17 protein-coding genes are annotated in these 15434 nt (G+C 57.9%); all 17 read right to left on the minus strand.

Annotated elements, in window-relative coordinates; genetic code table 11:
* Positions 1-8 precede the first annotated feature (8 nt).
* A complete protein-coding gene (locus tag JYB84_RS16100; protein ID WP_207321029.1) occupies positions 9-449 on the minus strand; it encodes an MSHA biogenesis protein MshP in 441 nt (146 codons plus the stop codon).
* Positions 439-1281, minus strand: a complete 843-nt coding sequence (locus JYB84_RS16105) for a PilW family protein (RefSeq protein WP_207321030.1) — start codon at positions 1279-1281, stop codon at positions 439-441. Before JYB84_RS16105 ends, JYB84_RS16100 begins: the two co-directional genes overlap by 11 nt.
* Entirely contained in the window at positions 1281-1814 is a 534-nt protein-coding gene (locus JYB84_RS16110; protein WP_207323270.1) for a type IV pilus modification PilV family protein, read from the minus strand. Before JYB84_RS16110 ends, JYB84_RS16105 begins: the two co-directional genes overlap by 1 nt.
* A 4-nt stretch (positions 1815-1818) precedes the next feature.
* Positions 1819-2307 (minus strand): pilus assembly FimT family protein, encoded by a 489-nt coding sequence (locus JYB84_RS16115; protein WP_207321031.1) that lies wholly within the window; start codon positions 2305-2307, stop codon positions 1819-1821.
* Positions 2308-2427: 120 nt separating this feature from the next.
* Complete coding sequence (locus JYB84_RS16120; protein ID WP_207323271.1) at positions 2428-2952, minus strand: type II secretion system protein; 525 nt, start codon at positions 2950-2952, stop codon at positions 2428-2430.
* A 109-nt stretch (positions 2953-3061) separates the two neighbouring features.
* Positions 3062-3664 carry a pilin gene (locus JYB84_RS16125; RefSeq protein WP_207321032.1) on the minus strand — a complete coding sequence of 201 codons (603 nt, stop codon included), beginning with the start codon at positions 3662-3664 and terminating at the stop codon, positions 3062-3064.
* Between the two features lie 72 nt (positions 3665-3736).
* Entirely contained in the window at positions 3737-4213 is a 477-nt protein-coding gene (locus tag JYB84_RS16130; protein ID WP_207321033.1) for a hypothetical protein, read from the minus strand.
* Complete coding sequence (locus JYB84_RS16135; protein ID WP_207323272.1) at positions 4214-5434, minus strand: type II secretion system F family protein; 1221 nt, start codon at positions 5432-5434, stop codon at positions 4214-4216. It abuts the gene before it with no gap.
* A gap of 2 nt (positions 5435-5436) precedes the next feature.
* On the minus strand, positions 5437-7194 hold the full coding sequence (locus JYB84_RS16140; RefSeq protein ID WP_207321034.1) for a GspE/PulE family protein: 1758 nt from the start codon (positions 7192-7194) through the stop codon (positions 5437-5439).
* A complete protein-coding gene (locus tag JYB84_RS16145; RefSeq protein WP_207321035.1) occupies positions 7191-8297 on the minus strand; it encodes a tetratricopeptide repeat protein in 1107 nt (368 codons plus the stop codon). Before JYB84_RS16145 ends, JYB84_RS16140 begins: the two co-directional genes overlap by 4 nt.
* On the minus strand, positions 8294-9211 hold the full coding sequence (locus tag JYB84_RS16150) for an ExeA family protein (protein ID WP_207321036.1): 918 nt from the start codon (positions 9209-9211) through the stop codon (positions 8294-8296). The genes JYB84_RS16145 and JYB84_RS16150 overlap by 4 nt, the downstream gene beginning before the upstream one ends.
* Before the next feature lie 2 nt (positions 9212-9213).
* Complete coding sequence (mshL, locus tag JYB84_RS16155; RefSeq protein ID WP_207321037.1) at positions 9214-10872, minus strand: pilus (MSHA type) biogenesis protein MshL; 1659 nt, start codon at positions 10870-10872, stop codon at positions 9214-9216.
* Positions 10873-10884: 12 nt separating this feature from the next.
* Positions 10885-11175, minus strand: coding sequence for an MSHA biogenesis protein MshK (locus JYB84_RS16160; protein ID WP_207321038.1), 291 nt, complete (start codon positions 11173-11175; stop codon positions 10885-10887).
* Entirely contained in the window at positions 11159-11809 is a 651-nt protein-coding gene (locus JYB84_RS16165; RefSeq protein ID WP_207321039.1) for an MSHA biogenesis protein MshJ, read from the minus strand. The genes JYB84_RS16160 and JYB84_RS16165 overlap by 17 nt, the downstream gene beginning before the upstream one ends.
* Positions 11806-12405 carry a PilN domain-containing protein gene (locus JYB84_RS16170; protein WP_207321040.1) on the minus strand — a complete coding sequence of 200 codons (600 nt, stop codon included), beginning with the start codon at positions 12403-12405 and terminating at the stop codon, positions 11806-11808. Before JYB84_RS16170 ends, JYB84_RS16165 begins: the two co-directional genes overlap by 4 nt.
* The gene (locus tag JYB84_RS16175) at positions 12402-13280 is read right to left on the minus strand and encodes an MSHA biogenesis protein MshI (RefSeq protein ID WP_228290815.1); all 879 of its coding nucleotides are present in this window, start codon (positions 13278-13280) and stop codon (positions 12402-12404) included. The genes JYB84_RS16170 and JYB84_RS16175 overlap by 4 nt, the downstream gene beginning before the upstream one ends.
* Positions 13281-13506: 226 nt before the next feature.
* Complete coding sequence (csrD, locus tag JYB84_RS16180; RefSeq protein WP_207321041.1) at positions 13507-15414, minus strand: RNase E specificity factor CsrD; 1908 nt, start codon at positions 15412-15414, stop codon at positions 13507-13509.
* Positions 15415-15434: the final 20 nt, after the last annotated feature.

Consider the following 15434-nt stretch of genomic DNA (forward strand, 5'->3'; position numbering starts at 1 on the left):
AGTTCCAGTTAATGACCACGGGCAGTGACCTCCACCTGACGACTGACACGGATATCACCGCTGGCACATACGGCATGGCTTTGCAGCAGGTACTGGGTCATACCCGAACCCGTGATGGCCTGACAGGAAAGGAACACCTGGCAGGCATGAAAGCCCAGTACGTTGGGTGGCGTCCAGTCACTGTCAACCGCAGTGCAGCCGGGTTCGGTGCCATCCAGGGGAAATAAGCGTGCCATGGCCGCATCGGCGCCACTGTTGGCCGCCGCCAGCGCCCGGGTGCCCCAGACCTCCTGATTGAGGGCGCTGTCGCTGTCACTGGCCATATTGATCAGGGCCGCCGCCAACAGAAACATGGCCGTCAGCACAAAGATGCCAATCACCAGGGCGCTGCCGCGCTGGCGGGTGCGAAACTGTATGGCCCGTTCGGCCCCGGTTGGCTTAGGGAACATTGATCACCTGCATTTGATGCTGGTAACTGAATACCTGGCCATTGACATTAAACCCCAGATCCAGCTGTACCATGGCATTATTGAGTAAGGTGGCGCCATAAAGACTGAGCGGACTGGCGGTGGTAATGTGGCGCGCCATCAAGGACTCTGTGGCCCCCTGGGACAGCATGTCGGCCGGAGACGCCTGGGTCGCCAGCAGGGGAAAATTGCTGTAATGCCACAAGGAAATATCACCGCTGGCCAATGTCTGGATAAAGCAGTAACTCAGAGCCGTGGTGGCAAAATAAACCCGCTGCCGCGGCGAGGCCTCCACAAAGCGGAACGCCGAAGCAAAGGTCAGGTTCAGCTCGTTGGCACTGACACTCACATCCTGCAAAGCTACCCGCTTGCCCGTATCCCCGGCCGCAGCCTGATATACCTCATCCGCCGTCAGGGGATAGACAAACAGCCACTGCCCGCTTGCCACCCGGGAGGAACCGGAATCCAACAGCGCCGTGCCCGTGGTGGCGACAGGGTCGGGAAACACCGGCAGTGCTATGTAGCTGGAGCTGCTGACCACAGGCACCAGCTCCAGGCATTGCCAGCTGCGGCTGCCATCGGAGCCGCTGGCAAGTCTCAGACTGCCCGGCAGGGATTGGCGTACGTCCCGGGTCATGCGCTCCAGGGCGAAGCGACTCTCGGCCATCACCTGATCCACGGCACTGGACTCGACAAAAATCCGGGTGCCGAAAATGATAAAGCTGCTGACGCCCACCACCAGCACCCCGAGGATGATGATGACGGTCACCATCTCCACCAGGGTAAAGCCCAAGCTGCTCTTGAATTGGCGCATCAGTAATTACTCCTGAGCGCGTGGTAAGTGATCACTTCACCTGCGGGTGTGGTCACATCGACCTGAATGAGCTTTTCCATGCCTGCTTTTTGGTTGCTGACTGTCACCAGCAGCTTAAAACGCGGATAGCGGTCGGCATAGGTATCACTGCTGCCGAGCAAGGTGGCGGTTTCATTCAGGCCGTTAAAATCATCCACATCATCAAAGTCGTTGCGCCCCTCACCACCATCGGGTCCCAGGCTTATGGAACAGAGCGCCCCCGCCGCGGAGCCACAGGCCGGGGTACCACCTATGACACTGGCCTCATCAAAGCGTTTGCCCCAGATCTCATTCATAATCGAATGGGCCAGTTCGGCGCTGCGTACCCGGTAAAGGTTAACGGCTGCCCGGTCGGCCTGGGGAAACAGCATGGTCGACATCATCACCAGGGCTATGCCGATAACCAGCATGCCGACCACCAACTCAATCAGGGTGAAGCCCCTTCCTTTAGCGCTTGTGGAGCCATTTCTACAGGACAAAGAGTTACAGGACATCGAGTTACAGGGCATAGATATAGCCCTCCCGGCTGATGCCGATTTGCAGCGCTCCTGTTTGCAAACAAGGACCGTTACAACCGCTGCCCGGCAAGCGGCCCAGGGCGTCGAAATCGAGATTGAAACTGTCGCTGCCTCCGGCCACCAGGGTCAGGGTGGCATCGCCCTGAAGCGACTGCCAATCACTGCTCCATTGCTCAGTGCCACTGCACAGAGCACCGCTGCGACCATCGAAGCGCTGCTGGCGGTAACCACTGCCACTTAACACCTGGATGCGCACGCATTGATCGGTATTGTTGAGCGCCATCAGCTGGGCCTGCCGTAACCTGGAAATCAGCTCGCTGCGCAGCCCATGGTCGCTGTAGTCACTCTTACCAAGCAGGCGCGGCAAGGCCACCACGGCCAGTATCCCGATAAGGAGTATGGTGGTGACCAGTTCAATCAGGGTAAATCCCTGTCTGTGCCGTCGATAAAAAAAGTGAGAGCCAAACATTGGCCGCCCCGCGCCGGAAATCGTCCTTTCCAAGTTTCCAACATGGACGGCAAATAGGCAAATACTTGATGTGCAAGATGTTAAATAGACAAGAAAAAGGCCCGCTATGCGGGCCTTTTATCAGCAACCTGTATTCACTATTGTATATGTTGGTACAACGATCGTTGAAGTTGCTGCCGTATAGAGCAAATGACAGGCATTAGCGGCCGTCGAATCTGCAGTCCTACCACGGGGTACTATCTTGAAACTGGTGGCACTCACAGCACGCACGCCCCAATCCTCATTACTTACTGTCGTGCTGTCATCAGCCAATGCCTGAAAATTCATTTCCAATATTTTTTCAAGATCAGTCGCAATGGTTGCCACTGTGGCATTACCGGCCAGGTAGCCAAAGTCCGTGGTCACAGTCACGCCAGTGTTCATGGTCACCGTCTGTCCCGCGGCAGCTTCCTTACCAGCTAATGCTGCCTTGGAATAAACCAGAGAATTGGCGCCTTGCAAGGCTGCCTTTGCCCCTTCAACCGTTGATTTGCGGGCATCTGTTTGCAGGTTAATAAACTTGGGCGCTGCGGTAACCGCCAGAATGCCGAGGATGATGATCACCACCACCAGTTCGATCAGGGTAAAACCTTGTTGTTTTTGCATACGCATAAAAAATTCCAGTTCCAGTGTGATGGCCCAGAGACATCCTGCCTCTGACCCCAATTGTTGTTTTTATAGCACGACCTGTTCCCTGCTCGCCTGTTTCAATCTGTTAATTTGTGAAGCTGAGCACCTGCCCCGTGCCCGGGTTATAGGTGATACCGAGGGCACCTGTGGTGGCCAGATCCGGCACGGGTGTGGGCACACCGCTGCTTTGGTCCAGCACCAGGGAGGCAACCTGGTGATAAACACACAGGTCCAAGTTGGCCACCGCAGTGCCATTGAGCGCCGTGGCACTGCCACCCGAGCCATCAATCACCCGCACTGTGTAGCGCTGGTTACGGGCATCCTGGTTATACAGCACGTTACGGGGCGCACTTTGCAATATGGTGTTGAACACTTCCTGGCAACTGGCATCGGTCATTGAAGTGGCCGAGGTATTGACCAGGCCCGTGGGATAACCAAAGCGGGTATCCAGGGCAATGCTGGTACCATCAAGCAGCACGCTGGCATTGTTGCGACCGTCCACTTCCCATTGGGCACGGACAAAACCCACGGCGGTGGACAGGCCACCGGTGACGCCATCAACGCTGGCAGCCTCGGCATCGTCGGTCACATTGAGGAATCTGGGAATAGCCGTCACGGCTAACAACCCCAGGATCACTATGACTATGACCAGCTCGATCAGAGAAAAACCCTGTTGCTTTGCTTTCATACTTGCCTCCGTAGCGATTTTTCCATTGTAGCAGCTAAATAAACCATTAAAAGTGTTTTAAATAACAGATAATTACTCTTGGGAGGCCAAGAGAAGTTTACCCGACAACAGACTGTATTCCAGCCTGTCGCCATCATGTGTTGTGAAGGAGCAAATATCCGCTTCGACGCTGTAATCGGTACTGACCAAACCCGACTCGGGTTTGACACTCAGCAGTGCTTGCCACAAACGGGCGCAGCCGTCGGCGCTCGCCTCATCGGGCACAGGCCAACCGCCCTTGGACATCTTCACCACGGAGCGACCGCCGTCACCGGCCCATTGCAGCATGACTTCCCCCGGCTGCCCCTGACTCAGCCACTGGGAGCGGGCCATGCCCAGCACATTCAGCAAGCGACTGTGTTGCAGCGCCAGACCGTTACCGGCAACGGATTCCAACCCGGAAAAATAACGCCAGCCCAATCCACCCAAAATCAGCAGCAGCAGGATCAGCGCCGTCAGGGTGCGGAACACCCCCATCAATTCGCCCTCCACCTCCCGCTGGGGTTGCATTTATCCGCCGCCCTTGACCACGTTGAGCATGTCCCACATGGGCAGGTAAATACCCAGGGCAAGGATCAAGACTATGCCGGCCACTATGCCGATCAAAATGGGCTCCAGCTTGGCGGTCAGGTTCTTGAGATCGTAATCCACCTCACCCTCGTAGAAATCGGCGGCATCGTTGAGCAGCTGATCTATCTGCCCGGTTTCCTCGCCCACGGCCACCATCTGCAGCACCAGCGGGGTAAACAGCTGGCTGTGGTTGGACACCCTAAGCACGGACTCACCGGCCTCTATGCCGCGGCGCATACCCACTATCCTGTCGTGCATAAAGGCGTTATCGACCGCATCGGCCACCAGGCTCAACGCCTGGGTCATGGGCACACCGGCACTGAGCATCATGGCGAAACTGCGGCAATAGCGGGCCAGGGTCGAACGCTCGATAATGGAGCCCACCGCCGGAATATGCAGTTTCCACTGATCCCACTGTTTCTCGCCCTGTTCGCTGGCATGCCAATAACGTATGCCGATAATGACGCCAAGCAGCCCCAGCAACAGCAGAAACCAGTAATGAACAAACAGGTTGGAGGTAGCAATCAGCAGCTTGGTGGCCCAGGGCAGATCGGCACCAAAGCGGGAAAACATCTCGGCAAATTTGGGGATCACCATGATATTGAGGATCACCATGGCGATGGCGATGGCGATCAGTACAAATATCGGATAGCGCATGGCGGATTTGATCCGCCGCCGGGTTTCCTGCTCCCGCTCGATATAACCCGACAGTTGCAGGAAGATGTCCTCCAACTTACCTGTGTTCTCCCCCACGTGCACCATGGAGACAAACAGGGCGTTAAACACATCGGGATGTTGATTCATGGCCGATGACAGGCTGCGCCCCGCGGTGAGCTGCTCGGAAATATCCTGCAAGGCCTCCTTCATCCGGGCCGAATGGCTGGATTCGGACAGGCCGGCAATGGCCCTCAGAATAGGAATGCCGGAGCGGGTGAGTGAATACATCTGCCGGGTAAAGATTTGCAGCTCGTCGAGACTCACCTGCCGGGCAAACAGCTTTTCCAGGCTGAAACCTTGCCTGGACTTAGTGGCGGTCAGCTCCAATGGGATCACCGCCCGGGCCAGCAGCTGGTCGGCGGCGGCGTGTTCGCTGGTCGCCTCCAACTGCCCGGTTACCTGTTGGCCCTGGGCATTACGGCCACGGTAGTGGTACAGGGGCATTTTCAGGACTCCCACTCAAACTGCTGCATGTCTTCGGCAAGGGATTGTGGGCTGTCTGACATGTCCTCCACCAGACGGGCCACCTCTTCAATGGTGGTCATGCCTTCACGCAGGTAGCCCATGGCCGATTCCGCCAGGGGGGTAAAATTGGGACTCTGATAGGCAGCATGGGCAAAGGCCTGGGGATTGCCGGTTCGCATGGCATCCACCATGGCTTCATCCAGCTCCAGGATTTCAAAGATACCTATACGGCCACGGTAACCTGTGCCGTTGCAGCTCTGGCAGCCGCTGCCCATGCGGAAACGGGCATTGCTGAAATCCAGTTTGCTGACACTGGCAAGCCAGGCCCGGTCCTGGGCCGAGGGTTGATGCTCGGCGGCGCAGTTCTGACACACCCGCCGCACCAAACGCTGGGCTATGATGACCCGCAGCGCGCTGGCCACCAAATAGGCGGCGGCGCCCATGTCCAGCAGACGCAGGGCCGAGGTCACTGCGTCGTTGGTGTGCAGGGTCGACAGGACGAAGTGACCCGTGAGCGCGCCCCGCAAACCAATTTCCACCGTCTCCTGATCCCGCATCTCACCCACCATGATGATGTCCGGATCCTGGCGCAGTGTGGTACGCAGCACGTTGGAGAAGTCCAGGCCTATCTTGTGGTTGACCTGCACCTGGTTTATCCGCGGCAGCTGGTATTCCACCGGATCTTCCACCGTGATTATCTTGCGGTCGGCGGTATTGAGCTCGCTGAGAATGCCGTAAAGCGTGGTGGTTTTACCGCTGCCCGTTGGGCCTGTGACCAGCAGCATGCCGTGGGGACGCTTAATCTGGCGCCTGACTCGCTCAAGGATATGGGGCGGCATACCGGTTTCATTCAGGGTCAGCAGGCCGGCGGATTGGTCCAGCAGACGCATCACCACGGATTCACCGTGATAAATCGGCATGGTGGACATACGCACATCTATCTTGTGGCCCTTGATTTCCATATGGAAACGGCCGTCCTGGGGCAAACGCTTCTCGGAAATATCCAATCCGGCCATCAGCTTGAGCCTGAGCACCAGGGCCGCGGCGATATTAACCTCTTTGAGCACGTTTTCCTGCAGCAGGCCATCGACACGCTGCCGGATCCGCAGCGACTTGTCACCGGGTTCAATGTGAATGTCCGAGGCTCGCATCTGCACCGCGTCTTCGAAAATGGACTGCAGCAACTTGACCACAGTGGTTTCATTATCGCTGTCGCCCTGGGTCAGGGCCGCCAGATCAAAGACCTCATCGGCGGCATATTCCTCCTCCAGCTTGCCGGCTATCTGGGCAATCTGATCGGTGCGCCGGTACAGGTTATCGAAGGCCTGCATCAACTGGGCCTCGGGTGACACGGCCACATTGATGCGTTTGGGCGACAGCAATAATTCCAGGTTATCCAAAGCCTGCAGATCCGCAGGGTCGCTCATGGCGACAAGCACCTCGTCCCCCAAGTCCTCCAGCACCAGGGCGCGGTAGCGCCTGGCCTGCACTTCGGACAGCAGGTTAACTACTGCAGGCGGCACGGGGCGACGGCTGATATCCAGAAAGGGGATATTGAGCTGGTGTGACAGGAAGGTCAGCAACTGGGTCTCGGAAATAAAGCCCAAATCAATCAGGGTATGACCCAGCTTGCGGCCGGTTTTCTTCTGCTCAGCCAGCGCCTGTTGCAGCTGCTCTTCACCGATTATCTGCTCGGATACCAGAAGATCGCCAAGGCGCATCTTGAGTTTCGGTTTCATCGGCTCTCTCCCAACTGCATCAATCTGTGTTCCATAAAATCCCGCGCGTCGCGGGACAGGCCGTCAAGCCCCAGAGCCCGACGGTAAGCCGTTACAGCCTGCACATACTGTCCCTGGGCATCCTGGGCATAAGCCAGTCCCAGCCACCAGCGGCCCTCGTTCGGCTGCAAGGCGGTCAGCGCAGCATAGGCCTGTTCCGCCAGGCGCTGATCATCCTGGCGCCGAGCCAGTTCTGCCAGTTGCAGCCATTTATCCAACGCCAGACTGTCGCTGTCGGCAATGGCGTCCAGGGTCAGGCGCGCAGCGGCCTCTTGCCCTTGCGCCATTTGCACCTTGGCAAGCAGGAGTCTGAATTCGGTGATTTCCGGGAATTGGCCTATGCCAGCATCAAGCAGCTTAATGGCCTGGGCCAATTGGCTGCGGCCGAAATGCAGCGCCGCCAGCGCCGTGCGTGCTTCGTGGTGGGCAGAATTTTGCGCCAGGGCACGACGATAGTCCCGCTCCGCCTCCGCCACTTGGCCTTGATCCTGGGCGGCCAGGGCTTCCATATAGCTTTTTTGGGCCAGCTCCTCCGGGCTGAACTTGACCTCGGTAATCGCGATGGAGCCGCTGTCGGCAATAGCTGGTGAAGGCGCACTTTGCCGGGTGTCATCCAGCTCAACCGGCAGCGCCTTTGTCAGCGGTTCGGCCACAGGTTTAGTCTTTGCTTGCTGCTCACCGGAATGAGGTTCATCGCTCTTTGCCAAAGCCGGGGTCGCAATTAACGCAGCAGGCGCAGTGGCTGGCGAGGTTGTGACAGGTTCATCAACGGCATCAGAGGTTGGGGCCTGGGCTTCGGCAACTGCCGGTTCAACCGAAGCGACCTGATTTTGTGCGGCCGCAACATGTTCCGGTGCCGGAGCAGCAACCGGCACCTTGGTCGCCCCGCTCCACAGCTGCCAAGCTGCCATCAACAAGGCCGCCGGCAGCAGCCACCACAGCAGGCGGATGCGGCTTGGCCGCGATTCCTGCATGGCATTGGGCAAGACGTTGGGCATGGCGCTCAGGCTATGGGGTTGCCGGCGCTTGTCGAGATCCTTGAGCATCTGATTAATTACGCTCACAGACCAGCCCCCCATTGACCGACGCCACCGAACCAGAGCACCAGGCTGGTCAGCAGCGCCCCGCAGGCCAGCCAACCGGCCCAGGATAACGGCCAGTGGCCCTGGGTGGCATCTTCTGTGTCTTTAATGGCGGCCCGCAACTGACTGCGGCTGGGCCTGGAGTCGCCTGCGCCAAAGGCCAGCATCAAGGCCTTGTGGGCCAGGATATTCAATAATCTGGGGATCCCGCGTGATGCCCGCTGCAACAGCCTGGCCTCGGCCGCTCCGAACATGGGGGCGCCCTTAAAACCCGCCACGGCCAGGCGATGATTCAGATAGGTCTGGGTTTCGCGCTCATCCAGGGGTCGCAGCCTATAGCTGAAGGTGATCCTTTGCCGCAATTGCCTGAGCTCCGCACTTGCCAGTCGCTGGTCCAGCTCAGGTTGGCCAAACAGCACCACCTGCAACAGTTTACGGGTCTCGGTTTCCAGATTGGTGAACAGCCTCAGGGTTTCCAGACTGTCGGTCGGCAGCGCCTGGGCTTCGTCGAGAATCAAGACCACGGCATGACCGTGGGCCGCAAGCGCCAGCAGTTGCTGCTGAATTAAACTGGTCAGTTGCTGCTGGTCTATGTTGGCCGAGTATTTCAGCCCCAGCTCAGATGCCAAGGCCCAACGCAGCTCGCTTGGGCTGAGACAGGGATTGGGCAGGTAAGCGCAGCGCAGCGGTGGCGGCAATTCATTGAGTAACTTGCGCAGCAGCAAGGTCTTGCCTGTGCCCACCTCGCCTGTGACCTTGATAAAGCCTTCCCCGGTCTGCAATGCGGTCTGCAGCACCTGCAAGGCCTCGACATGGGGTGTCATGGCGAGGAAAAAGCTGGTGTTTGGCGTCAGTGCAAAGGGCGCTTCGCTTAAGCCAAAGTGCTGCAGATACACGGTTATTGCCCCTCGGGATACCAGCGATCCAGCAAGGCCTTGGATCGCTCCAGCTCCTGTTGCCAGGTGTCGGCACCGACCACGGTCGGCTTGAGCAGGATAACCAGCTCGGTTTTGCGGGTCAGTTTGCTGCGATTGGTGAAGGCTTCACCCAGGAAGGGAATATCTCCCAGTAAGGGCACCTTGGACACCTGCTCGGACTGCTCACTCTTCATCAGGCCGCCGATAACCACCACATCGCCGGACTGGGCGCGGATAACGGTATCGGACTCACGGATCTCACTTTGGGCCAGGGGCAGGTCCAGTTCGGCATCGCTGACCCGGATATTTTTGTTCTGTTCGGTCACATCGGTCACCGAAGGATGGACGTGCAACAACACATTGCCCTGCTCATCGATTTGCGGTGTGACATCCAGGGCTATCCCGGAGAAGAAGGGCGTCAGTTCGACCTGGGGTGTGGTCACAGGGGTATTGCTGGCCACAGTGGTGGAAGACACCTCGGTGACAAAATACTCGTCCTTGCCCACCTTGATCACCGCTTTCTGGTTATTGGAGGCTGTCACGCGCGGGCTGGACAACACATCCACGTCGCCCTGGGTATCGAGTAGGGTGATCATGGCGCCAAAGTCAGCGCCCTTGACGGAAAGTGAGGTCATGCCACCCAATGCCTGGGTGATTTGGTTCCCGAAGGCGCCAGCGCCTGTGTTAAAGGTGACCTGGGTATTGCCATTGCCAAAGGCCGTGCCCATCACATCCTGCCACTGGATCCCCTGCTGATAGCCATCGGACAGGGTCACTTCAAGAATTTTGGCCTCCAGCACCACCTGACGCTGCAGGTGGGTTTCGGCGGTGGTGAGGAAATGACGGATCTGGCGCAACTCATCGGGGAAGGCCCTCACAGTTACCAGCCCAGCCTGGGGGGTAACCATCACCTGACGTCCGTCCGCGCCCACCATGGACTCCAGGGTCAGTTTCAACTCACTCCAGAAGTCCGTCTTGGTTTGGGAACGGATAAAAGTGCCGTTGATGATATTGTTGCTGTTGTTGCCGTTATTGCCCGAGCCATTATCCGAGCCGGAGCCATTGTTATTGTTGCTGTTATTGCTGTTGTTATTGTTGTTGCGATTATTGTCCGACAAGCGGCCCGAGCTGACTGAGGTCAGCGACAATCCCTGACGTTCCATAAAGAGGTAATTGACCGGGAAGGTCTCGGTGCGCATCCCGGCAGGGAAAATCTGCAGCACCTTGCCCTGACGGTTGATCTCATAACCATAAAGATCTTCCACCACCTGCAGCGCCTCGCTCAAGGTCACACCCTTGAGGGACAGGGAGATGCGCCCCTGCACATTGGGATGCACCGCGACACTTAGGGGGGTGCCCTTCACCAGGCTGGGAAAAAACACCCTGGCATCCACATCGTTGGCAGCCACATCGAAGCGGCGCTCGACCGGCTGCTGTGGAGCCAATTGTGTCTTGGCGGCCCCCAATTCCTGCATGACAGCGGCGGGCAATTGCACCGGAGGCGGCGTGGGCTTTTCGGCTTTGGCTTGGGTCGCCTGATTCAGCTCCGCTTTGGATTCTTTCGGTTGGGGTCTGTCCGTGGTTTGACAAGCCACCAGCAACAGGGACAACAGAGGGGTGAGGTAAAGGCCTGGCTTCATCTTGTTATTTTCCTATCTCTCTGTAACCGGCTTGAACAAGGTCAGCCGTGAACCATCGGATAACTGCAGGTAATCCGCACCAATGGCCGTGATCCTCAGCCCATTGAGTTGATCCCCCACCGCCACTATGCGGTTGCCCACTATGGCATAGGCCTCTTTACCATTGCGCACTATGCTTTTGAGACCACCCTGGCTGTGGGTTTCGCCAGCGGTGGCGTACATGGCCGGGCGGGTGGGATCCTGAGCCGCAGTCAGTGCGAGCGGCAACAGTCCCAACAGCAATACACTAATCCTTGGCAACACTGATAAAGTCCTCATTGATGCTCAGGGTATAAAGCAGCAGCTCCACTTCCGCCCCGGGATAATCCTTCACCTGATAATCCAGGCGCTTCCAATACAGCTTGGTGGGCATGGACTCCAGTGCCTGCATAAAGCGCAGCAACGAGAAAAAATCGCCGCTCAGCTTCATACGCATGCCATGGGAGTACAGATTCAACTTCTCGGTCTCGCCCACCTGCAGCAAGGGTTCGGGGGCAATGGAAGCAAACTCCTGCAACTTGAGTCCGGGCATGGACTCCAACATCCGGCTGAGCAACCCGGGCATGAATTTCGCCGGTACCATGGCCACCATTTGCTCATCGAGCCTGGCATCCAGTTGTTGTTGCTCAGCGGCCAGCTGGGTCAGCCGCTGCCGGTAACTGGCATTGGGATCCAGTGCCAGCCGCTGGCGGTACAGTTCCAGCTGCTGCACCGAAATCTCATTTTCCTTCACCAGGGATTTGAGCCTGAGGTTCATCGCCTGGGTTTGTTGCCACAGGGCATCCAAAGGCTGCATCAGCACCACGGCCAGCAGCACCAAAACTGCCAGGGCAATCAGGCCGCGCTCGCGGCGGCTTAAGCCATTGTATTTTTCGGCCAGTTCACGCACAGCACTCATGGCTTGACCTCCTCGGGTTCAGAGGTCAACACAAAGCCCAGGGGCTTGTCTTCACCCCGGCTCATGGTCATGGCGGCGAACGATTGGCCCCTCAGGGTGTTACTCTGCTTCAGGCGCTCCACCCACTGGGGGACATGGGCCGGCTTAAGGGTGTAACCGCTGAAACGGTAGCGACCTTCTTCGGCCAGGATCCCGTCAAGCCACAGGCTGCCATCGGCGGCCTCTGCCAACTCCTGCAGCAAAGGTGCAAAACCCTGGCTCGCCAGTTGGGTACGCAGGCCAAGCTCACTGAGCAGGCGTTGCTTCAACTCCAGCTGTGCCGCTTCCAGTTCCACCTGATGGATAAGCGCAGGATCGGCCTTGTGCCGGGCCAGAGCCTGTTCCTGCAACTGTTTGTCGCTATCGAGTTGCTGTTTGCGTTGTTCTGCCATTCTGAGCTGGCCCTGCAGCTGCAATTGCTGCCAATACACCAGGCCCATGGCGCCAATACCCAGCAACAACACCAGGGCCACAGTGCGTCCCAACGCCGCCAGGGTCAGGCGTTGCCTCAGTGGCAACAGCGACCTGTCGTAGAGGTTTATCCGCGTCTTGCTCACAGCACCTCCGGGGCAAATTCGGCCAGTCCCAGGCGGGCAAAGGTACCGGCCACAGAGTCTGTTTCCAGATAATTGACTTTCTGATTGAAGTTGGCGGCCAACAGGCGGCTCAATGCCCTGCCCGAACCTTCGACCAGAACCTCAATGGAGGCTACCGGTGCCTGGCGCAGCTGGCTCTCGAAATAATCCATGGAGCGCTGGATTTCCAGACTGAGGTTGTCGGCCACACCATAGGTCAGGTCCTGCTCGCTGAGGCCGTTGAGTTCACGAAATCCCCGCACCCGCCGCTGCATCCACAGCTCGCCCTCACGCACCACGGTAAGCAGCAAATCCTGCTCAGGCACATGACTGACCACCAATCTGGCCGGGGAATCCTTACCCCAGAGACGACTGCTGACCAGCTCTTCGATACTGATCCCCATCAGCTCACAACCCACGTCGTCAGCGGCTTTCACCAGGGCCTGCAATTCCGGCTTGGCACTGCACACCACGGTCAGCTTATTGCTGCCGGCAACCGGAGGGCTGAAGTAGTCGATTTGCAGTTTATCCAGGGGTTCACTGACCATGTCCTTGATGGACCACACCAGGGCCTGGGACACTTCATCCTCAGGCACCGCAGGCTTATCCACGGTCAGGAGTTGATAACGGGCGGGACAGAGCACCAACGCCAGACTCAGTGGCCCCAGGCGCTGACTCAGGGGAGCCATCAGCGCAGACCAATCTTTGTCATCAATGGGGAATTGCAGCACTTCGGGATCTTTTCCCGGTTGCGGCAGGAAGACCCAGGCATAGGACTCGCCAAGAAACAGGCCGGCGGGCCGCTTGCTTTGGTTGGCTTTCCAGAAGGACAAACGTGCCAAGAAACTGTTTTCCATTGTGAATGCCCGATATTCCTCTGTCCATGAACGGTCTCGGGACGCCCTGAAGAGCCTTGAGCCCTCCTCCCCGAAACCGCGCTGAAGCTGATACCACCAAGGCTGGCGCCCCGGTGATTTACTCAGTAATTATTTCTTTTTTAATAATATTTATTATGCAGGGAAATCCCACTCTAAGATAGGCCCATGACCGGCCATTCACAAGTGCGCAACAGCAAAATGCCACTCAGGTCTCACTCGGGTCGCCGAAATAGCTGCCTTGGGCGGCACTGACCCCCAAAATCTGCAGGGTTTGCCATTCTTCGAAGCTACCCACGCCCTCGGCACACACCTGCACTTCGGTGCGGTACAAGCTGCCGATGAGACTGCGGACAAACAGTTGATTTTCAGGACGAAGATCGATTTGACGCACCACGGAGCGGTGCAACTTGATCAGGTCAAACTTCAATTCCTTGATGTACTGGGTGCTGACCACTTGCTGCCCCACGTGGTCGACACACAGGCGCGCCCCCATCTTGCGCAGCATATCCAGTTTGGGCTCCAGGGCTTGCCTGTGCTTGATGACAGTATCTTCGGTGAGTTCGAAAATCAGCCTGGACGCCAAATGACGGTATTCCAGCAAGGTCGTCTGCAACCAACGCACAAAGGCGCGGCTTTGCAGCGAGTCCAGACTCAGGTTAATGCTGTAGTGATGCACACCGGGATTATCGTCGGCCATCAATTCGAACAGGGTACGCTCCACTATCTGGCGCTCGATTTGTGGCATCAGGCCGCACTTGGTCGCCATGGGCATAAACAGGCTGGCACGCACCAGATTGCCTTGGGGATCCCGGGCGCGGGTGAAAATTTCCCTGTGATGCAGCAGGCCATCCCCTTCCATCACAGGTTGGGCAAAGGCCACAAACCGGCGCCCCAGCAAGGCGTTTTCCAGAAAGCTGCGCCAACGGACCGAGCCCTTGGCAAACTCCTCATCCACCGCCCCCTTGTCGTACATAAACCAGTTGCTGGCCCCCTGCAGCTGCGCCGCCCGCAGCGCCATATCGGCTTCATCCAACAGCTGTTCGATTTGATCTCCCTCGGTGAAGAAGGCACCGCCGAGATGGAAAAAGTTATCCCTGGTCTCAATGGGCGGCAGCGGCTGGCTGAGGCAAATTTTCAGCAACCTGTCCGCCAGGCTGTCGGCTTCGGCAAGGGAAATCTGTGGCACCACGATCGCCAGTTGATTGTGGGAGCGGCGGGCAAAGATGCTGTTGGCCTGGGTTTGCAACACCAGGTTAATGCCGTTAATGGTGGCGTGCAGCAGCTCCAACACAGGCTCGCTGCCCAGTTCCTGTTCCAGCAGATCCAGGTCTTCCATCTCCAACAGGTAGATGACGCCATGGGCCATCATGCCGCGCTCGCTGGACAGGGCATCGAGGCGGTTCTTGAGAAACAGCCGGTTGCCTATGCGGGTCTGGGGATCGAGAAAGGTGTTGGAGCGGATAAACTTATCGAAACGGGCCCGCTCCTTCTGGGCATCGGCCAGTTCCGCCAGCAAACGCGACAGAGCCCGGTTAATCAGCCTGGGCTTGCCGTTGCCCGGGGATTTGGCGGCCTCTTCATGGCGACCATCGAGGATCAGCTTGCTGCGCTGGGCCAGGGCTTCCACGCCCTCCAACTCGGTGGAGAACCAGCGATAACCGAAACGGACAAAGGCGGCTATGGCACCGAGGCCTATCAGCAGTACCAGTAACTCGGCCTCACTGAGGCGGTATTGGGAAAAGGGCCGCGGCAACACCAGCTGCATCCTCAGCTGCCCCTGGCTGCCCAGCTGTTTGTCATACTGCAGCACCTGCTCGGAGTCCAAATTGCCCTGATACTCGAACACGGGTTCTCCGGCTTCGCTCAGCCGGAAACTCACGGCGTTATAGGCCAGCAGCAAGGGCGGCAGCCAGCTGTCCAGGGCCCATTCACTGTGGTTCTGATAGTGATTGACCAGCATGGTTTCCAGCTCGTTCACCTTTTGCTGTTGAAAGCGGTAGGTGAGCTGGATAAAGCTGACAACGGCGCTGAGCAGGAACACAAAGGCCATGGCGGACAAAGACATCATCCAGAAACTGATGAGTTTTTTGGTCAGCATGCGGGTCAGTTGCATGGGAAATACCGTCCTGGATT

The sequence above is a fragment of the Shewanella cyperi genome (genome assembly GCF_017354985.1).
In the GTDB taxonomy this organism is placed as follows: domain Bacteria; phylum Pseudomonadota; class Gammaproteobacteria; order Enterobacterales; family Shewanellaceae; genus Shewanella; species Shewanella cyperi.